General features: G+C 66.5%; 14 protein-coding genes and 1 pseudogene. 6 read left to right on the top strand and 9 right to left on the bottom strand.

Annotated features, from left to right (window positions below; translation table 11 throughout):
- Positions 1-29: 29 nt before the first annotated feature.
- Together rph and ACZI8W_RS08230 are read right to left on the bottom strand one after the other, a co-directional pair.
- The gene (gene rph, locus ACZI8W_RS08225) at positions 30-2,645 is read right to left on the bottom strand and encodes a rifamycin-inactivating phosphotransferase (RefSeq protein WP_463368005.1); all 2,616 of its coding nucleotides are present in this window, start codon (positions 2,643-2,645) and stop codon (positions 30-32) included.
- A 277-nt stretch (positions 2,646-2,922) separates the two neighbouring features.
- On the bottom strand, positions 2,923-3,807 hold the full coding sequence (locus tag ACZI8W_RS08230) for an alpha/beta hydrolase fold domain-containing protein (protein ID WP_463368006.1): 885 nt from the start codon (positions 3,805-3,807) through the stop codon (positions 2,923-2,925).
- A gap of 224 nt (positions 3,808-4,031) precedes the next feature.
- On the opposite strand from ACZI8W_RS08230, the gene ACZI8W_RS08235 reads away from it, so the two are divergent.
- From ACZI8W_RS08235 to ACZI8W_RS08250, 4 genes and pseudogenes are all read left to right on the top strand, one after another.
- Positions 4,032-5,492, top strand: a complete 1,461-nt coding sequence (locus ACZI8W_RS08235; protein WP_463368075.1) for a TIGR02677 family protein — start codon at positions 4,032-4,034, stop codon at positions 5,490-5,492.
- Complete coding sequence (locus ACZI8W_RS08240) at positions 5,489-6,934, top strand: TIGR02678 family protein (protein ID WP_463368007.1); 1,446 nt, start codon at positions 5,489-5,491, stop codon at positions 6,932-6,934. Before ACZI8W_RS08235 ends, ACZI8W_RS08240 begins: the two co-directional genes overlap by 4 nt.
- A complete protein-coding gene (locus ACZI8W_RS08245) occupies positions 6,931-11,100 on the top strand; it encodes a TIGR02680 family protein (protein ID WP_463368008.1) in 4,170 nt (1,389 codons plus the stop codon). Before ACZI8W_RS08240 ends, ACZI8W_RS08245 begins: the two co-directional genes overlap by 4 nt.
- Before the next feature lie 169 nt (positions 11,101-11,269).
- A pseudogene (locus tag ACZI8W_RS08250) lies at positions 11,270-12,295 on the top strand (DUF2399 domain-containing protein); the annotation flags it as partial.
- A gap of 51 nt (positions 12,296-12,346) precedes the next feature.
- On the opposite strand, the gene lexA reads toward ACZI8W_RS08250, so the two are convergent.
- The 7 genes from lexA to ACZI8W_RS08285 form a co-directional block, all read right to left on the bottom strand.
- Entirely contained in the window at positions 12,347-12,985 is a 639-nt protein-coding gene (gene lexA, locus ACZI8W_RS08255; RefSeq protein WP_463368076.1) for a transcriptional repressor LexA, read from the bottom strand.
- Positions 12,986-13,159: 174 nt separating this feature from the next.
- Complete coding sequence (locus tag ACZI8W_RS08260; protein WP_463368009.1) at positions 13,160-13,663, bottom strand: DinB family protein; 504 nt, start codon at positions 13,661-13,663, stop codon at positions 13,160-13,162.
- A 313-nt stretch (positions 13,664-13,976) separates the two neighbouring features.
- Positions 13,977-14,636 carry a nucleoside/nucleotide kinase family protein gene (locus ACZI8W_RS08265; RefSeq protein WP_463368010.1) on the bottom strand — a complete coding sequence of 220 codons (660 nt, stop codon included), beginning with the start codon at positions 14,634-14,636 and terminating at the stop codon, positions 13,977-13,979.
- Positions 14,629-15,102 carry an NUDIX domain-containing protein gene (locus ACZI8W_RS08270; protein ID WP_463368077.1) on the bottom strand — a complete coding sequence of 158 codons (474 nt, stop codon included), beginning with the start codon at positions 15,100-15,102 and terminating at the stop codon, positions 14,629-14,631. Before ACZI8W_RS08270 ends, ACZI8W_RS08265 begins: the two co-directional genes overlap by 8 nt.
- 272 nt (positions 15,103-15,374) lie before the next feature.
- Positions 15,375-15,887: a nitroreductase/quinone reductase family protein gene (locus tag ACZI8W_RS08275; protein WP_463368011.1), complete on the bottom strand. Its 513-nt coding sequence runs from the start codon at positions 15,885-15,887 to the stop codon at positions 15,375-15,377.
- Positions 15,888-15,970: 83 nt separating this feature from the next.
- Positions 15,971-16,585, bottom strand: coding sequence for an RES family NAD+ phosphorylase (locus tag ACZI8W_RS08280; RefSeq protein ID WP_463368012.1), 615 nt, complete (start codon positions 16,583-16,585; stop codon positions 15,971-15,973).
- Between the two features lie 19 nt (positions 16,586-16,604).
- A complete protein-coding gene (locus ACZI8W_RS08285; RefSeq protein WP_463368013.1) occupies positions 16,605-17,216 on the bottom strand; it encodes a hypothetical protein in 612 nt (203 codons plus the stop codon).
- 476 nt (positions 17,217-17,692) lie between these two features.
- On the opposite strand from ACZI8W_RS08285, the gene ACZI8W_RS08290 reads away from it, so the two are divergent.
- Positions 17,693-19,555: an ABC transporter permease gene (locus ACZI8W_RS08290; RefSeq protein WP_463368014.1), complete on the top strand. Its 1,863-nt coding sequence runs from the start codon at positions 17,693-17,695 to the stop codon at positions 19,553-19,555.
- Between the two features lie 28 nt (positions 19,556-19,583).
- Positions 19,584-20,735 carry an ABC transporter substrate-binding protein gene (locus ACZI8W_RS08295; protein WP_463368015.1) on the top strand — a complete coding sequence of 384 codons (1,152 nt, stop codon included), beginning with the start codon at positions 19,584-19,586 and terminating at the stop codon, positions 20,733-20,735.
- Positions 20,736-20,765 lie beyond the last annotated feature (30 nt).

Here is a 20,765-nt window from a genome sequence, read left to right on the forward strand (position 1 = left end):
CGGCGCCTGGCGCTGCTGGGCGTTGTGTGTCACATTTGCTCGGCGAGGATTTCGACGTACCCGTCCGTTCCGTTGACGCGAATCCGTTGGCCGTCGCGGATCGAGACGGTGGCGTCCGGCACCGCGACGACCGCGGGCAGTCCGTATTCCCTCGCGATCACAGCACCGTGTGTCATCAGTCCGCCCACCTCGGTGACCAGACCCGCGATCGTGACGAACAGCGGCGTCCAACTGGGGTCGGTGTAGGCGGTGACCAGGATGTCGCCCGCTTCGAGGTCGGCCTGCCCGATGTCGGGCACCACGCGGGCGCGCCCTTCGACGATCCCCGTCGACACCGCCAGGCCGGGTAGTGCACCTACGGGAAGATCTTCGCGGCGATACACGCCGGTGACGATCTCGCCGTCCGAGGTGAGCACGCGCGGCGGTGTGAGCGCTTGAAACGAGCGGAACTCCTCTTTGCGGGCGCGGAGGATCTCATCGGAGACGTGGTGGGTGCGCACGACCTCACGGAGTTCATCGAAGCGCAGGAAGAAGAGGTCGTCTGCTCGCCGAAGCGCCCCGACCCGGGCGAGGCGTTCGGCTTCGCCGAGGAGGGCCTGTTTGTAGATGAAGTAGCGACAGACCATTCCGTACTTCGGATATTCGCGGTACCCCGCGAAGGTGCGGACCCGGTCGATCATCGCCTTGATCTCGTCCGCCTTGCGGGCCCCGTCCGGCAGAGCACGGAGCCGCGCGAGTATCTCGTGTTCCTTCTGTCGCGCCGCGCGCAGGCCGTCGTCGAAACGTCGGCGGGCGGCACCCGGTTCGAAGTTCGCGATGTTGGCCAGGAGTGCCGGGACGAGGTCGGTGGGCTGTTCGCGCCATCGAGGCCTGGTGATGTCGATCTCGCCGACGCAGCGCATCCCGTACTTGTCGAGGTACGAGTCGATGGCCTCGCGGGCTTCTCGTCCGCCGGGCACCATCGCCAGCGCGTCGAGGAAGTGCGCGTCGTCGATTCCCGCGTCCTCGACACGGCGGAGGTACGCGACGGCCTCGGGGTGCGGCCGGATCGCGTCGGCGACATCGAGCAGATCGAGACCCATTTCGGAGGTGATGTTGTGGGGAACGGATTGTGTCAGGGCGTCGATGGCGTTGCTCTCCCCCAGCCAGCCGTCGAGGTGGTCGCGGAGCCAGGTCGCACCGTCCAAGGACGCCATGATCGCCCGATAGCTCTTCGGCCCGAACAGGATCCGACGGAGTTCCTGGATGTCGTTCTCGATGAGGTCGAGGAGCGCAAGGCCGGTTCGGGTTCGGATGTCGCGGGCCAACTCTGCGGTGGAGGCTTCGCTGTCTGCGATCAGTTCGGTGACGAGTGCGTCGTCGGTCTCGATCGGGGCGGGCGGGGTACCGGCAGTCGGTGCCCCGTCGGAGTGCACATCCGGGACGGTCCGGACGAAGCCGCGTTCGACGATGGTGCGCAGGGCGTCGCCGACGAGCGGTTCGGAGTTGCCGAGGGCCGCCACCAGCTCGGCGCTCGCCGTGGGCGATACCAATCGTTCGGTGACGTCGACGAACAGCCGACCTCCTGCGTCGCGCATGGGTGCCGTGCTCGTCATCTGCCATACGGACAGCCCCAGCGGTGTGATGGCGTCGGTCATCATCTGCTGGTGGCCGACCGACACGTATACACGGTTGGCGTCGTCGGCGGCTTCGGGGATCGGGAACAGTGTGGTGATGGGCCGGCTCTGGACGATCCGGAATTCGTCGTCGGCGAGGCACCATTCGATGTCCTGGGGGCGTCCGAAGTGGGCTTCGATGTCGCGCCCGAGTTGCGCGAGGCGTACTGCCTGCGCATCGGTCAGCACCGGCCGGGTCTGCTGTGCCGATTCGAGGGTGCGGACTGTCGTTCCGCCGGCCGGATCGGCCTCGACCGCGAGTTCTTTCCTTGCCACTGTCCTGTCCGTGACGTCTCCGTCGCGCACTGTGTAGACGTCTGCGTTGACGAGGCCGGATACGAGCGCTTCACCGAATCCGAATCCGGCGTCGATGGAGACCACGGTGCGATCGGAGGTGACGGGGTCGGCGGTGAACAGGATTCCGGACGCGTGGGGGAACACCATGCGTTGCACGATGACCGCCATGCTGATCGTGCGGTGGTCGAAGCGGTTCCGCAGCCGGTAGGTGACGGCGCGTTCGGTGAACAACGACGCCCAGCAGCGGCTGATGTGCCGGAGGATTTCCTGCGCTCCGATGACGTTGAGGTAGGTGTCCTGTTGACCGGCGAACGAGGCATGGGGTAGGTCCTCGGCGGTTGCGCTCGATCGCACGGCATATGCGGCGTGTTCGCCGAGTGCAGCGTGCGCGCCGACGATCGCCGTCGCCACCGTGTCGGGGATCTCGCACGCTTCGATCGCGCGGCGGATCTCGGCACTCGCGGCGCTGATCTGTTCGCGGTCGTTGTCGTCCAGCCCTGCGAGCCGGTCGATCAGCGCGTCGATTCGGTGTGTGTCTGCGATGACCCGACGGAAGGTATCCGTTGTCACGCAGAATCCTTCGGGGACCTGTGTGCCGTCGATTCGTGCCAGTTCTCCGAGGTTCGCTCCTTTACCTCCGACCCGTGCACTTTCCGTGCGGTCGATCTCGTCGAAGTCGAGCACGTAACCCATTTCGCTGCTCCTCACCTGTGGCGTCGGCATGTGAGAGGCGAGTATGAACCAATTTTCGGGGTCTCATGAGCGGCGTCGATCGTGTATAACGTGAAAGGGGGACGGGGAAGTCTCAGCCAGTAGGTCCGATCTGGACAATCCACGTCAGTTGGTGCTCGATCCGACGGTTGGTGTCCAATATTTCGGTACGCCTACCGTCATTTCCGACACCAACTGTCCCTGGTAGATCAGGCGTGGGGTGTACGTCGGCTGTGGGAGACGATCACGGCTCCACAGATCATCGTGCTCGAAGTCGGTCGACGATGATGCCGCGGGCGACTCGTCCCTCGGGAGTGGGGGTGAGCGGGTAGACGTGCAGGAGCCCGTCGCCTTCGTGATAGTCGACGGCGACCCCTGCCGTCGTTGCCTTCTCCACGAGCAGGCGAGTGTCGGGGTAGGTGATGTCGCGGGTGCCGATGAACACGGTGAGTGGTCCGAGGCCGTGCAGGTCGGCGGCGAGTGGGCTGACCCACGGGTGGTCGAGGGCAAGGTCGCGACGCCAATGGTCGATGAACACACGGGTGCCTTCGCGGGCGAGCCACGGATCGGTGGGTTGGACGACGTCGATCTCGGGGTTGGACAGGGACAGGTCGAGTGCCGCGGAGATGAGCACCGTGCGTGCCATCGTCGGCGCGCGCTCGTCGCGCAGCGCGATGGCAGCAGACAGGGCGATCTGACCGCCCGCAGAGTCGCCGGCCAGGCACACGGTGCCGTACAGGTCGTGGTTGGCCAGGACGAGTTCGGCGATCGCGGGGACGACCTGCCCGGCGCTGCCGAACGGCACCAACGGATAGATCGGCACGGTGACGGTCGTCTGCGCCTCCGCCGCGATCTGCGCGGCGAGATGCCAGTGTTGCGACACGATTTCGTTGACCCATCCCCCGCCGTGGACGTACACGGTATTGCCGTGAGGCTCTCCCGCCGCGGGGACAATCGTGTAGATCGGCCACTGTCCGCTGCGGTCGATCGTCACGGTCACGTCGCGGCGCAGTCGGGCCGGCGGTCCGTAGGGGCGGGGTCGGAGCGAGACTTCCCGGAGATGTTCCCGGGCTGTGACCGGGTCGAGGTAGTTGCGGTTTCGGCGCATCGCCTTGATCACTGAGGGCAGCAGACGGCTCGGCACACTCGGCAACGTGTCCTCCAGTATTCGACGGTGCAACCGCGCTCGGCGGTCGGCTCTCCTCGGGGTCGGTGCCCACTGTAGATACCGGACGCACATGCCGGTGGCCGACACGGACCGTGGGTGATGCGGACCCGAGGCCGTGGTCCGCCTACCCTGTCACAGTGAACGAAACAGGTCGATCCCACGTCGGGGCGGTCGAGGACCCGCTGGTGCGGGACGACCGGCTGCGGTTGTTCTCGTTCGCGACCGCCGAGAAACGCACCCACTACCTGTGGGTTCTGCGCGCATTCGACCACGCGCGCGGCAACTACTCGGTGCTGCTGCACGCCGGGGACGTCGAGATCGTCCTGCACCGCATCGCCGCAGACGGTGCCGGCGACGTACCGGAGGCCGCCGACATTCCGGCGCTGCTCGAGCAGCTCCACGCGTGGGGCGTGCTCGAACGCAGCTACGACGGCACCCGCGCCGCGACACTCGCCGAGTACCGCAACCGCCACTACGTCTATCAGTTCGGGCAGGCCGGCTACCGGGCGTTCCGCGCGGTCGAGGATGTGCTCTCGGCGCGCGGGGACGATGTGTCCCTGTCCCGGTTGGCGCTGGCGGATCTGCTCGCCGACCTCACCGAACTCGCCGATGCGAACGCAGCCGGTGATGGTGAACTCGTCTACCGCACATTGAGCCGGCTCGACGCGACATTGTCGGACATGGCCGAACGCGCCGCCCGCTTCTACCTGGTGCTCGGCGACCTGGTGCGCACCACCGAGATCACCCCGGAGGTGTTTCTCGACCAGAAGGATGCGCTGCTCACGCACATGCGTGAGTTCAGTTCCGATCTGGCCCGCTACGCCCCGAAGCTCACCGCGGCACTCGATCGTGTGCATGCCACCGGCGCCGATACTCTGCCGACGTTGGCTGCGCAGCACGACGAGCGGGTGCTGCTTTCGTTCGAGGAACGTGAGGCCGACTGGCGGATGCGGTGGCGCGGCGTCGAGCATTGGTTCGTCGGTGTGGGGTCCGCGCCGAGCGAATCCGAGCGGCTGCGCGGCGCGACGATCAATGCTATCTCGGCGGTGTTGTCGCTGTTGCGGCGTCTGACCGAGCAGCGGCGCGGTGGCGTCAGCCGCGAGTCGCAACTGCGGCACCTGGCGGGGTGGTTCGCGAACGCGCCCACCGAGGACGCCGCGCACTCCCTGTTCGGGGCCGTGTTCGATCTCGGCCGGCCCCGGCATTTCTCGATACCGCATCCCGACGCGGACGTCATTCCCGTCACCCGGTCGTGGTGGGAGGCGCCGCCGGTGGAGATCTCCCGCACACTCGCCGAAACCGGTCGTCGGCCCGCGGCGGGGGCGCCCGGGCGGATCCAACGCAACGATGCCGGGGTGCGCAGGCTCCGCGAGAAGCAACTCGAGACGCAGCGGCGCCGCGCGCAGGCCGCGACATCGCTCGTGGCCGGTGGGGTGCGGCAGCGGGAGCTCTCGGAGCCGGAAGTCGAGGTGTTGTTGAGTCTGCTGGATGCGGCGTTGTCGGCGCGGGTTCCGGTCAGTGGCCGGGTGCGACCCGGCGAGGGGTCGTCGGGGACACAGAACGGGGTGACGCTCACGTTGCGGCCGAGTGCGGAGTCGATGGTGGTGCGCACCGTGCGGGGCAGTCTGTATTTGGATCATCTGTCGGTGGAGGTGCGGTGAAGGCGCGTTCGATTGCGTCGGTCGATCTCGATTCGTATCAGCGTGCGGCACGGCTGGTCCTGACGCACCATCTGGTGACGACGACGTTCCCGGACCGGTCGGCGTTGTCGTCGCTGCGGCGGTGGGCGACGGAGTTGCGTGAGGATCTGCTCGCCACGTTCGGGTATCGGCTCGAGGTCACCGAGACCACGGCGCGGTTGTTCACGGTCGCCGATCGACTCGATCCAGGGGCGGGTACGAGTACGGCGACGGATCGGCGGTTCGATCGTCGCCGGTATGCCTATCTGGCGTTGGTGATCGCGGCGTTGGGTCGCGGTGGTGGTCAGATCACGTTGTCGGAGTTGGCCGATCATGTGGCGTCGGATGCGAGCCGGGTGGAGGGGGTCGATCTCGACACCGAGCGGGCCGCGGATCGGGATGCGTTCGTCGATGCGGTGGCGTGGTTGACGGCGCGGGGTGCGCTGGCGCTCGCCGATGGTGATGTGGGTGGGTGGGTGAGCGACCCGGGGCACGGGGAGGCGCTGTATGACATCGATCGGGCGGTGGTGGCCGCGGTGTTCCGTCCTCCGCGGGCGTTGCAGCATCTGACGTCGGTGCGGGCGCTGCTCGGTTCGTCTGTGCCGCACAGCGATACGGGTGAGGTGCGGCGGCGGGTGCGCCGCGCGCTGGTGCAGCAGCCGGTGGTCTACGCCGAGGAGTTGTCCGACGACGAGGCGCTGCAGTTGGCGTTGCCGCGCACCACCGATGCGGTGGAGTTGTTGACGGGTCTGGTGTGTGAGCGGCGCGCCGAGGGGGTGGCGCTGGTCGATACATCGGGCCGGTTGTCGGATGTACGGTTCCCGAACACGGGGACGGTCGCGCAGGTGGCGTTGCTGCTGGCCGGGGAGATCTGCGATCGGGTGTTGGATCCGGATGCTCCGGTGCCGGAGCGGATGCCGTTGCCCGTGGGCGGGCATGATGCGTTGGCGGCGGCGATCGATGGTGCGATTCCGCGGGCGGGGTTGTTCACGCCGTTGGCGTCGGCGATGCCGGGTGAGTTCGTCGATCGGTTCGAGGGCGCGTCCGAGCGGCCGGCGACGCATCCGCTGATTGAGGATTCGTGGATTGCGGGCACCATCGGGCGGCTCGTCGACACCTATGGGCGGACGTTCGCCGCGCAGTGGCAGGCGGATCCGGCGGGGCTTGCGCAGGCGGCGACGGAGCGGCTCGCACGGATGCGGTTGGTGGTGCGGGTGCCGGGCGGGGTAGTGGCGTTGCCTGCGCTGGCGCGGTTCCGCGGTGTGACGGTCAGTGTGCGCAAGCGTGATCCGGAGATCGATCTGTTTCCCGATTCGTCCCCTCCGGACGGTCCACCATCCGGTGAAACCGAGTTCAGCGATCTCGATTCCTCCAGAAGCTCAGCGTCCACTGTTCCCCATTCGATCGACACGGAGATCTCATGAGCAGCGCCCGTTTTCGCCCGACGCGTGCCGGGATCATCAATCTGTGGGACTACCGCGACCAGGAGTTCTCGTTCGCGGATGGTCGTCTGGTGCTGCGCGGCCCGAACGGCTCCGGCAAGACGAAAGCGCTGGAGGTGTTGTTCCCGTTCGTGCTGGACGGGCGTATCGAGCCGCGTCGGCTCAACCCGTTCGCCGGTGAGGAACGCACCATGCGCTCGAATCTGCTGTACCAGGGGCAGGAGAGCGCGCATTCGTATGTGTGGATGGAGTTCAGCCGCGGGCAGCGCGAGGATCCGGAGGCGGTGACGGTCGGGATCGGGATGCGCGCGACCAAGGGCAACGACAAGGTCACCCGGTGGCATTTCGTGGTGGACGGCCGCGTCGGTGTCGACTTCTCGCTGCTGGACGACGAGGATCGGCCGCTGACGAAGAAGCAGCTGATCGAGCAGGTCGGTGCCGAGGCGATCACTGAGCGTCCGATCGAGTACCGGGCGGCGATCGATGCGCGGATGTTCGGGCTCGGCACGCAGCGCTACGACCAGTTGATCAATCTGATCCTGACGTTGCGGCGTCCGCAGCTGGCGAAGAATCTCGATCCGAAGGGCCTGTCGCAGGCCCTGACCGACGGTTTACGGCCGCTCGACGACGAGCTGGTCGTCGAGGCTGCCCGGTCGTTCTCCGACATGGAGGAGGTGGCCCGCACACTGGAGTCGCTCGCAGCCGCCGACGATGCAGCGCAGCGGTTCGTCACTGTCTATTCGAAGTATGTGCGTCAGCAGGCGCGGGTGGCGGTCGAGCGGGTGTCGGGCCGGCTCGAGGCCGTCGACGCCGCAGTGCTCGCGTTGCGGCAGGCCGCCACCACCCAGCAGGAGGCCGCGGTCGCGCGCAGCGAGTCGGAGGAGCGGCTCGTCGGGGCCGAGCGGGAGCACGAACAGGCCCGCACCACGCTCGATGCGTTGCAGCGGTCCAGCGCATACGAGGGTAAGCAGCAACTCGACGATCTCGCGTCGGTGGTGGCGAATCTCGAGCGCACCACCTCCGCGCAGACCGAGAACGCCGGGCGGGCGCAGGCCGCGGTCGCCGACCGGATCGGCGAGCAGACCCGCGCCGAGGAGATCGTGACGGCCGCGACGTCGACGCGGCGCCGCACCGAGGAGGCGATGCAGGCCGCGGCCGAGGATGCGTCGATCACGTGGTCGGGTGTGGAGCACGTCGATCGGACGGATCGGCTGGTGGCGGTGATCGAGGCGAACGCCGAGGAACGCGACGCCGATGTGCGGGCGGTGCGCAGCGCGTTGTCGAAGGTCGAGGGGGCGGCCGCGGCGCGCACGCGGGCGGAGTCGGCGGCGACGCGCAGCCGTGGTCAGCGCGACACGGCGCTGGCCGCGGTGGAGGCCGCGGAGACCGTGGTCGAGTTGGCTCGCAGCGAGTCGGCGAGCGAGGTGCGTCGTTGGTGGACCGAGCACACGAATACTTTTGCTGCGGTGGGGTTGTCGACGCCGGTGTTCGAGGCGCTCGATGCGGCGTTCGGTGCGGTCGGTGAGGACGACGCGACCGCACCGGCTGCGGCGTTGGCCGAGCACACCGGCCCGGTCGTCGAGGAGATCCGGTTCCGGCGGCGTGCCCTGGGTTCGGAGATCGAGGCGCTCGGGGTGCGGATCGGCGAGTTCGAGCAGGAACGTGCCGCGGTGGCGGCGGAGCGGGACGACGCTCCCCCGCCGTTCCCCGCGCGCTGCGGGTCGCGGGACGGCCTCGACGGCGCTCCGTTGTGGCAGCTCGTGCGGTTCCGGGACGAGGTGTCCGCGGACGAGGCGGCGGGTGTCGAGGCGGCGTTGCAGGCGGCGAATCTGCTCGACGGGTGGCTCGTCGGGGCCGCCGGTGAGGTGCCGGAGCTCGAATCGGATCAGGTCCTGGTGGCGTTACCGCCCGAGCATCGGCCGTCCGGCCGAACCTTGTCCGATGTTCTTGTGCCCGAATCGGATACGTCGGTTCCGGAGTCGCGGGTCGCGGAGGTGCTGGCGTCGATCGCGTTGACGACCGAGCCGGAGCCGGGCACCGGTGTCGCGGTGGATGTGCGCGGCGGCTATCGGCAGGGTGTGCAGCTCGGCCGGCATGTGAAGCTTCATGCCGAGTTCATCGGGGCGACGGCGCGGGCGCGGCGTCGGCAGCGGCGCATCGCCGAACTGGAGGCGACCATCGCCGACTTCCGCGCCGAGGTGCAGACCCTGCGTGCGGAGGAGCAGTCGCTCGGCGATCGGCTCTCTGCCCTCGACCGTGCGGTGAAGGCGCTCCCCCGCACCGGCGCGGTGCTCGCGGCGCTGCGGAAGGTCACCGAGTGTGCGGGTGCGTTGCGGACCGCGCAGGAATCGGCGGCGGCGGCCGACCGGGATCTCGATCAGGCGATCGCCGATACGGCGGCCAGGGAACAGCAGTTGCGGGCGGCTGCGGCGCGGCACCGCACCCCGCTCACCGCCGCCGAGTTGGACAGCCTCGACGCCGCGATCCGGCATTTCCGCGCGCAGGGTCAGGCGCTGCTGCGGGCGCTGCGTGATCAGGCGAACGCCGCCGAACGGCTGCGGGAGGCGCAGTCTCGGCACGACGAGGCGCGGGTTGCGGCGGACGAGGCCGCCGAACGGTCTCTCGAGGCCGCGGAGTCGCTGGCGCATCAACAACAGCGACTCGAGACGTTGCGGGTGTCGATCGGGGCGAGCGCCGAGCGCATCGATGCACAACTCGAGGATGCGCGGGGTCGAATCGAGTCGGCGAAGGCGGCCGAGCGCGCGGCGCGGAATGCGTTCCAGTCGGCGCTCGAGCAGATCGGCAAGGCCGAAGCGGCGCACACCGCGGCGGAGCAGGCGTTGCGGTCGGCGCTGGTGGAATGCCACGTCGATGCCCGCACACTGGCGCCGTTCGCGCACCGCGACCTGGTGGCGTTGCTCGAGGTGCACAGTGAGCACGTGTGGCCGGCGAGTGAGGCAGCGTGGCTCGATGTCGAGCAGGTGCTCTACCGGATCCGGCAGGAGTCGGGCACCGGCTGTGACGGCGTCGAGGTGCTGCCCGTCGAGGTGACCGGGCTGTTCCGGTCGCTGGAGGCGGCGACGCAGTCGGTGTCGGCGGGGGAATCGGCTCGCAAGTCGACGGGATCGGCATTGACGTCGGCGCTGCAGGATTTCGATGCCGAGCTCGCGCGGGGACGCGACTATCGCCTGACCTGGGATGCTCCCGATGGAGTGACGGTGGTGCAGGTGCAGGACGAGCAGGGCTACAGCTCGGTCGGGCGGTTCGCGGCGCGCATCGCGCAGGCCCGGCAGGAGCAGGAGGCGTTGCTCACCGACTCCGAGCGTCGCATCCTCGAGGATGCCCTGTTGACGGGGTTGTCGCAGCAGATCCACGACCGCACCGTCGATGCCCGCGATCTGATCGGGCGGATGAGCACCGAGATGCGGCAGCGGCACATGTCGTCGGGCACCACGATCGGGGTGCATTGGGTGCTCGCCGATCATCTCGACGAGCGGGCGCGGGCGGTGTGCAAGCTGCTCGATCGGGATGCGTCGGCGTTGTCGCCGGAGGATCTGGCGGGGATCCGGGCGCATTTCGCGTCGCGGATCCGTGCGGAGCGGGCGGCGCACCCGGAGCGGTCGTACCCGGAGATCCTCGCGTCGACCCTCGATTACCGGCGGTGGCGGGTGTTCTCGTTCAGCCTCATCGGTGCCGACGGCGCTGAGGACCGGTTGACGCCGGCGCGGCATTCCGCGTTGTCCGGTGGTGAGCAGTCGGTGTCGCTGCATCTGCCGTTGTTCGCGGCGGCGCATGTGATGCTCGATTCGGCCGATCCGCACGCGCCGCGGCTGCTGGCGCTCGATGAGGCGTTCGCCGGTGTCGACGATACCGGGCGCAGCGAATTGCTGGGCCTGTGTGTGCAATTCGATCTCGACCTGTTCATGACCGGTTTCGATCTGTGGATCACCTACGGCGGAGTGCCGGGGTGTGCGCACTACGATCTGTCGCATTCGGTGGCCGAGCACACCGTCGCGGCCACGCTGCTGGTGTGGTCCGGTGGCGAGTTGCTGGCCGAGCACGACGGGTCGGATCTGGCGACGGCGCTGGGATCGCCGGGGACGCGGCGGGTGGTGCAGCCGCTCGATGGTGCGTTCGAGTTCGCCTGATCGGCACGGGATTCCGGGAGGGTTCATGGGCTGGGCCGGTAGCAACGAACTGCGTGCGGTGCTCGACAGGGCCCGTCGACATGTCGTGAGGAACGGGCTTCAGGTGACCGGGAAGATCACCGTGCCGGTCACCGAGGAAACTCCTGATCTGTATCGGCTGGCGCTCGCGATGCGCAGAGTCAAGGTACACAGCACCTCGACCAAGGTGCCCATCTACATCCGATCTCTCGATTCCTGGCTGCGACGTCCCCCCAACGGTGGTCGGTCACTGCTCGACGTGCTGGACGCCGAGTCACCGCTCGTCGACCGACCCGCCGAGCGGTCCGCCAAGAAGGACGCCATCGATCGGGCGTGGGAACAGATCCACACGATCCTGGCTGCACCCGAGCATCGGCAGTGGCTCGAGCTCCTCGACGCCGCGCGGGTCACGGCACCCGACCTGACGTCGGGGACGATGCGCGACGTCGCCCACATTCTCGCGGCATTACCCACCGAGGGCGCGTCACCGGTCGAGCTCGCCGAGCAGGTGCTCGGCGATACCAAAGCCCTGACCGACACGCCCATACGCCGATGGGTGCTGCGTCTTCTCGCGACGGCCCGCGGTGTCGATGAACCATCGACCGGTGCCGAGCGCGCTGCACTGTGGGAGCAGTTCGGGGTGCTCGACAGCGGCCTGGCGAGTCGCGTCCTGACCCTCGGTGTACGTCTCGAAGGTCATGCCGCTGCGGTGACGATCTCCGGGGCCGCGGCGGATGCGGGGATCCATCAGGTGTGGACGCTCGCACAGCTGCGGGCATGGAATGCGACGTTGGCTGCGGGCGAGGTGTTCGTGTGTGAGAATCCCACCGTCCTCCAGGCTGCCGAACGTGAACTGGGTGCGCAGTGCAGACCGTTGGTGTGCACCGAGGGGCAGCCGTCGGAGGCAGTCCGCACGTTGATGAGCACAGCCCGCGGAACGGTGTACTGGCGCGGCGATTTCGACTGGACCGGGCTGCGCACCACCGGTCGCGCATGCACCGAGTTCGGCGCGACGCCCTGGCTGATGGATGCGGCCACGTATCGTGCGGCTCTCGGCCGTGGTGACTCCGAGGCGTTGAAGTCCACCGATACGCGAGCCGAGTCCCCGTGGGATCCCGAGCTCGCGCAGGCACTGGAGACGTCTGGGAGGACCGTCATGGAGGAGCGATTGATCCCGGAGTTGGTGGAGTGTCTCCGGCGAGAGTCGCCGAGGACGATCTGCGTGTCGTCAGATGCGGCGCATGACCGAGACGACCTTGCCCAGAACGACCGCGTCGTCGCCGTCGATATCGGTGTAGGCGGGATTGCGTGGTTCCAGGACGACGTGACCATTGCGGCGCCGCAGCACCTTCACCGTGGCTTCGCCGTCGATCATCGCGGCGACGATCTCGCCGGAATGGGCTTCGTCCTGGCGACGCACCACCACGACGTCGCCATCGCAGATCGCTGCGTCGATCATCGACTCACCGCGTACTCGCAGCGCGAACACCGTCCCGGACCCGACGAGCTCGCGCGGAAGCGTCAGCATCTCGTCGACGTATTCCTCGGCGAGGATCGGTGCGCCGGCCGCGATGTCGCCGACCACCGGTACGGCCACATTGTTGTCGTTCGAGCGACCGTGCTCGGCCCCGGAGAGGAACGGGCGCACATCCAGTTGCCGAGTCATGGAGGTGCCTCGCCGGAGAAATCCCTTGTCCTCGAGGCTCTTCAGATGTTTCGACACCGACGACGTCGACCGCAGGCCCACCGCGTCCCCGATCTGACGGGTGCTGGGAGCGCATCCGTGTGCAGCCACCCAATCCCGGATCGTTGCCAGAATCCACTGCTGGCGAAGCGGCAGCATGGAGGTGTCGAGGCCGTCGAACATGTCGAAGTCGTCGTAATCGGTCACCAAGGAATCGTAGGTGGTCCTGACGGCATGCTCGAGCGCGGAGTCCCGGCGGTCGAGTCCTCAGGGCAACCGCGTGTCCATCGCCCACGCATCCGCCCGGCGCATCATGATCCTCGGCCTTCGTCAACGAACGAGACTCTCCGGGATATTTCAAGCGTCCATCCACCGCCGAGGCGGATTGTCGATCTGCTCGCGGAGGATGTCGCCGTGGCCTGCGTGCCTGGCGAGCTCCTCGATGAACAGGAGCAGCGTCCATCGCATACTGACCGTTCCCTCACCAGGAATGTACTTGGTGTCGTCGAGGTCGAAGCCGGCCGCAGTTTCACGTGATCGACTGCTTGCCCGCTGGAACTCCGCGATGACCTCGGCCACCGACTCATCGTCTGCGACAGCGAAGGTGCCCTCATCACGACGCGAGTACCCGTCGCATTCTGATTCGTCGAGTCCCGCCCAGATCCGTTGAAACCAGATTCGTTCCGCGGCAGCGGCATGCTTGATCAACGAGATCGGCGTGGTCAATGATACGACGAGGCGGCGGCGGGCATCAGCTTCACTCGAGCCGCGTACCGTCTCGATGAGCGCGTCGCGGTTGCGGTCGAGCATGTTCTCGATGATGGCTCGCTCGGTGCCGTGGGTGATTCCGTAGGTACTCATGCTGTTACTCCATTCTGTGGTAGGTCGAAGACCCGTGATACGCGTTGCGGCCGAGTGTGTGTCACGAGGCGGTGCCAGGATGATCGGTCTCTGGAGGGGACGACACGTCCGCGGGGTAGGTGGCGGCCGACAGCGGGATGTCGGTGAGCGCGGCGCGGGGAATGCACACGGCGCGGTGCGGCGCGGTGCGTGCCGTCGAGATCGCGGTCCACGCCCATCACGAGGCGCGACTGCGGGGCAGCATATCGCAGAGTTCAGCCGGGCAGAGCAGTGCGGAGACGATCCGAGGTGTGTAAGTCAGATCTGGGGCCATTCATCTCGCAGCACTCACCTGATCAACACCGATGATCCTCGGCTCCTCGAACCTCGTGTTGTCGACGACGATCGAGGCCCGCTCCCACGGACGTGATCGCGCGAAATAGATGCGTTGGCCACCGATGTACCGGCGCATGGAGTCATGGTCGGGGTCTGCATGGGTGCCGTCCCGCTCCGCCAAGCGACGAGCGGTCTCCTCGAACGGCACATCGAGAAAGACCGACATGTCCCACAGATCCACGAGTTCGTCACGGTGAAGGAAAAGTCCCTCGACCAACACAAGCGCGTCTCCCGGGGCATGCAGCGGCGGCGGGCAGATGACGGTATCGGTTGCCGAGTCGTACGAGGCCGAGCGGTACCAGCCATCACAACCTGCTCGCAACGGATCGAGGGCGTACGCCCTCATCGCGGAATAGTTGTACAGGTTCGTCCAGAATCCTTCAGGAGAGTCCTTGCCTTTCGCATGTCGGACAACAGCGGGGTTGAGAAAATCATCGGCATGCAACACAACGACGTGTCGCGGATGTAGTCGCTGCACGAGCTGTGCCGAAAAGGTGCTCTTACCACTCCCGTCGACGCCATCGACAGCGATGAACGCTCGACCGGACGGTAGCGCCCTCAGCACTCCTTCCGCGATGATCTTGACGGCTTCACTCATTGCTACTACCGCCGGGTGTGCTGCTGGCGACCGTTTCCTTCTGACCGGTGCGTCGCACAAGCATGTCCAGGATTTCCGCAACGCCGGTCGGGTAGAAGGGACGATTCCCACCGGCTATCGATACCCATCGAATCGGGCTGCCTTCGTCGAGCACCTGCAGCGTGGCGTTCCGAGAAATCGCATCGATCTCGACCGACTCGACCGCGAAGACGTGAGCGATCTCGTGTCCGGGGTTGCCCTCGTACTCAAAGATGTTCTCGATTACAGCGAGTAGTTCGACAGCTCCGAGCGTGACGCCCAGTTCTTCGGCGAACTCCCGTCGCAATGCCGACTCGGCGGTCTCGCCGAACTCGATGCCGCCGCCGATCGCGCGGTGAAACGCTTCCCCGTCATCCGGTCCACGCCATCGAGGACGAGAACGCGGCCCGAGCGGATGGGCAGCCCTACCGCAATGTTCCTGATCGATGGCACGCGTTCACTGTAGAACTGCGTGATCCATCGTCGCCACGCCAGCGGAGCATGGAGGCGCGGCAGCGGCCGGCCGTCGTGTGTCGTCCTGATACCTTCCCCTTGTGGACCGAGGAGGGGCACAGACCGGTTTCGACAGTCGACTCGACGCCGACCAGGTGTCCTGCCTCTACTCGGTTCCCGACGCTCGACCACATGCCGACCTCTGCCGGCCAACTGCTCGTCAGTGGCGCGACAACCCGCACCGGGGCCCGAAGGTTCCGGGAGCGCTCAGACCTCGCCGTCGAGGGTCAGTACGACCAACGGCATGGGCCGATCGATCTTGGACTGGAAGTCCGCGAGCAGGGGATTGTTGGCCAACACCCAGGTCGCGAACTCGTCGTAGTCCGCGCCTTCGAGAACCTTGCCGGTCGCCCGGTAGGTCTTGTCCCGCAGCTCTACAGTGACCTGCGGATGCGCCTTGACGTTGTACCACCACGCCGGGTACCTGTCCTCGACGAACGAACTCACGTACATGGTGTCGTCCCGGTACAAAGGCCCCAGCGGAGTCGTATGCCGCTTGCCGCTCTTGGCTCCCGTGGTAGTGAGCAGGATCAGGTCCCCGCCCGCGTAGGCACCGCCCACTGTGCCCGAGTTCTCCCGGAACTCCGTGATCACATCGTCGTTCCAGTTGGCGATGCTGCCCTGCTGGTCCCACGCCTGGTTCCACGGCGCGTTGGGATCGTTGTAGTCGGTGATGTCGGCCTGTTCCGGCTGTCCCACAGCCGAGTTGGTTTCGCTCATGATCCGAGTGTGTCGCGAATACAGGACAGCTACCGTCCTAAAATGAGGTGCCCGCAAGAGATTGCGGATCGGCGGTGTCGTGTTTAGATGACAGTGGCGTTGTATCTCGCAATATGAGATCTGACCAGCTCCAACCCAGCTCGGTCATCGAGCGCGATCGGACCTGCAGACACGGTCATCAGATCACACAGCGCCACGTCGGTATCGGGTCTGATGGTCATGACGACGGAGAACCTGTCCTCGTCATTGCGTGCCCGATATTTGAGCCCGAGAATCCCGTCGGTCCCACGGAGAATCGCTGCCGCCCAGTCCCGGGTGGTCCCGTAGTCGACGGGGGCGCATTTGGTCAGCCAGGTGTCTTGTCCGATCGCCGCCAGATGTGAACTGTGCACCAATGCAACTGGGAGATCGTCGGTGACGGTGACCTGGGACAGGACCCGACCGGTCAGCTTGGCCTTACGCAGGATTCTCGGAACGTGATCATCCAACGGCAACGACCGGCAGTAGGTTTCCGCGATGCAGGTGGAGATGTCCTCCCCGAAATAGCTGTAGTGGTAGGTTCCGTCAGCGGAGTCGAACCGTCCACCTGTTGCCCCCGCGGGGATCGGATTCAGGGTCAGCGCTCCGCGGTCCTGCGCGCTCGAGTGGATGCGCCAAAGCCTGGCTCCTGCGGCGAGTGTGCCGACGTGCGCGGTCACCGACGCCGGTGAGGGACGGTCAGGCAACGTCGTCGATCTCGGCGTGCAGTAACGCGCGCACGGTCTCGAAAGAGCCCTCGTCCAGCAATTGAGCCGGAGACTTGCGGTCTCGAGCCGACGGGTTGGGTGAGAGCCACCACGACGCGACACCCCACGGATCGTCCCGGGCACCGAGCCGCACATTGCCGTCCCGCACTATCTGGCTCGCCTCATCGGACAGGGCGAACTGGAACTCCGGATACCGGAACTTCCCGCCGCGCTTGAGTCCGATGACCTCACCTTTGGCACTGAGCTTGCGCAGTGCATCACTGGGGTTGGCCCAGGTCTTGCCGTAGCGATCGGCAACGTCTTTGGCCGACAGGTGCCGGAACGACAGGATGTGCTCGACGGCGTCGCTCAGCACGGCCTTCTCGTCGAGAATGTTGTCCGAATCGATGAGTTCGAGGAGTGGGTCGTCCTGCGCGATCCGTCCGGCCAGCATGATGTGGGTGATCCTGTTGGCAACAAGTCGCATGCTCGGCCTACTGTTGAGTTCGGCTCGCATGCGCGCGATGAACTCGTGGTCGCTCACGTGGGTGTGTCGTTGCTGCGGATCGGACTCATAGCCCGAGTCGGCAGTTCTGCGGGCCATCTCCCCTCCCTACGTGTGGGTGGCACGCTCGGCTTGCTTCTATCTAGAAGTCTACCGTAGATTCCAGGCTGGTCCAGTAAACCCGTCCGGCCTATCCCGCTAGTCCTCGGCGCACGCGTTGATCAGTTCGTTGATCGGCGTGCGTATGTGGATGACCGCGTCGTCGATACGACCCGTTCACCGGAGGTAGCCGGCGCAGGCGCGGTCGAGACGGCGACCTCCCGTTCATCGCTGCCCGCGCACCGCGTCGCGGTGGTCAAGCAGGCCGAAACCCACTGGACGTCGAGAGTCATCCACCGAGCAGCGGTGACCCACTCGACGACATCCGCGGCGACGTTCACGCAAGCGTTCCGTTAGTTCACCTTCGGCACACCGGGCGTCCACACCGGCTCCCTACGTTCGGAGTCCACACCTCGAGACCAACCACTCCGACGGTCGATACCAGGTAGTCGAACCCATGAAGCAGGAGGCTCCTCGTGGCAACCGTCACCCCGAAAAGGGAACGTTCCACATCATCGGCCCGACCCCCCGATGCACACCCTCGGCGCAGGCCATGCCACGGACTCCTCTACCGAACCAAGGTCGCCGCGAAACATCCGGCCACGCTGATCGGCGTCCTCCTGCTCGCCCTCTTCGGCTACCTGATCGTCGCCCCGACCATCTCGCTGATCCTCAGCAGCGTGCAGGTGGGATTCGGCGACGAGGGGAAGACCGGTCAGGTCGCAGGCGAGTTCACCGGCTACTACTTCGCCAGGGTGTTCACCTCGTCGGTGTCCGACCTCATCTTCTACACCCCCCTCGTCAACACACTCGTCGTTGCGTTGGCCTCGATTTCGATGTCGCTCGTCATCGGCGTGCCGGTCGCGTGGTTGCTGGCCCGCACAGACCTCCCGGCCCGGCGATGGTTCACCACCGCACTGGTCGTTCCCTACATGCTGCCCGCGTGGACCTTCGCCCTCGCATGGACGACCATCTTCAAAAACCGCTCGGTGGCAGGACAATTGGGCTGGATGGAGGCACTGGGCTGGGAGCCTCCCGACTGGGTGGCCTACGGCCGGTTCCCCATCGTCGTCATCCTCTCTCTGCACCTGACGCCGTTCGTGATCCTGTTGGTCACCAACGCGATGAAGAACCTACCCGGAGAACTGGACGAGGCAGCCCGGATGCTGGGCGCACGTCCGCTCTCGCGGTGGCGCCGGATCACGGTGCCGCTGATGCGTCCCGCCATTCTCTCTGCCGCAACACTGATGTTCGCCAAGGCACTCGGCGAGTTCGGCATCACGTATGTCCTGGGATTGCCTGTCGAGTTCCAGGTCCTGTCGACGACCCTGTACCAGAGCATCACGACGCAGCAGGCGGGTGTAGCCGGCGTCATCGGAGTGGTCATGGTGCTGCTCGGAGCGGTGTCGCTCTGGGTCGACTTCCGATTCCTCCGCGAGGCTCGCCGCTTCAGCACGATGTCCGGCAGGGTGGGCGGTACCCGGGCGACTGCCCTGAAGCGTTGGCGTACACCGGCGGTGCTCGCCGTGGGCACCCTGTTCACCGTCTCGGTTCTCATTCCGCTCGGAACCTTGCTGCTGTCGACGGTCATGCGCGTGCCGGGATTGTTCACCGGCAGCAACTTCACCCTGGACTATTGGATCGGTCACGACCTTCCCACCACCGGCTTCCCGTCGGGAGTCCTGGTATCCAGCCAGACGTGGGCCGCGGCGTGGAACACCGTCTGGATGGTCGGGACCGCGGCCGTGATCACCGGTCTTCTCGGCCTGCTCGTCGGCTACGTCGTCGTACGATCACCGTTGCCGCAGCTGGGGACTGCGCTGCGCGCCATCACGTTTGTGCCGTATCTCGTACCCGGTCTGGCCTTCGCCGTGGCGTACCTGTCCCTGTTCGCCGTGTCCCGCGGGCCGATCCCCGCACTGTACGGCACCGCCGCCATCCTCATCCTGATCATGGTGGCCGACGAGATGCCGTTCGCCTCGCGAGCCGGCGTCTCCGCGATGATGCAACTCGGCAACGAGTCGGAGGAGGCGGCACAGACTCTCGGCGCCCGATGGACGCGACGGATGCGTACTGTGGTCGTACCCATCCAGCGGCGGGCCCTGGCAAGCGCGACACTGCTGCCTTTCATCTCCGGCGTCCAGGGACTGAGCTTGGTGATCATCCTCGCGACCCCCGGTACCCAACTGCTCACCGTGCTGTCGATGAACCTCATCGACTTCGGTTACACCCACGCGGCGAACGCCGTCGTGGTCCTGATCTGCTTCATCGCACTGGCCGGAACCTGGCTGACACAGAAACTTCTCCGGGCCAACCTGTCCGACGGCCTGGGTGCCTGACAACCAACCGAGAAAGAAGAAGATGACGATGAACTACAGACGCGCCACCGTTGCAGGACTGTCCGCCTGCGCCGTGCTGCTCACCGGCTGCGCCGGAAGCGGACCGGACACGGCCACCACGAGCCCGCAGCCGGTCACCGCCGACGGCCCATTCGACCTCGACGCACTCATCGAGGCGGCACGAAACGAAGGCCCGATCACGATCTACGACAGCACTTCCAAGGTCGAGGCCATGGCCGAGGCGTTCACCGACAAGTACGGTATCCAGGCGACCGGCGTGAAGGCGGACGCCGCGGAGTCCATCGAGATGGTCACCAGGGAAGCACAGGCAGGCAACGTGGTCGGCGACGTCATCGCCATCTCCGACCTGCCCGCGCTGAAGAACCAGCTGATGCCGAACAATTTCGTCACCAGCTGGATTCCGGACGACATCGCCGACCACATCGACCCCGGCATGCGTGATCCGCTGGTGGTCATCACCGATCCGAGCGTGTGGACCTACAACACCGAGGCGTACGACGCCTGCCCCGTCGACAACATGTGGCAGCTCACCACCCCGGAGTTCGCAGGCAAGACGGCCTTTCAGGATCCGGTCGGCGACAACGGCGCGCTCGACTGGTACAGCCAGCTCGCCGGATACGGCGAGGACGAACTGCGCGCCGCGTACGAGGAGCAGTTCGGTGAACCGCTCGTAACGGATCTGGATTCCGCTGCTGCGGAATGGGTCTCACGCCTTGCGGTAAACAACCCGATCCTGACCAAGTCCAGCGAGGAGGCGTCTGAGGCCGTGGGCGCCCTCGGGCAGACTGACCCGCCTGTCGGACTGATGTCGAGCGCGAAGTTCCGCAACATCGACGAGAAAGGCTATGCCCTGGGTGTGTGCGAGGGTATGCAGCCGTGGGTCGGCAAGGCGGGACCGAAGGCGATCACCGTCGCGACAGGTTCCGACAGTCCTAATGCGGCACGCCTCTTCGTACACTACGCACTCACCGCCGAGGGTATCGCCCCACAGATCGCAGACGGCAAGATCTCCTCGAACAGCGACATCGAACAGCCGGCAGATCCGGCCGACATCGGCGAGCACCGCGCCGAGCTCTTCTACTACGACAACGCCGGGCTGGACACGGACTGGGCCTCGCGGGAGTCATGGCAGGACCTCTGGCGCACCTCACGCGGATAGCCCCTCCCCCACCGAACGAGACGGACAACA

This window comes from Rhodococcus ruitaii, assembly GCF_055230935.1.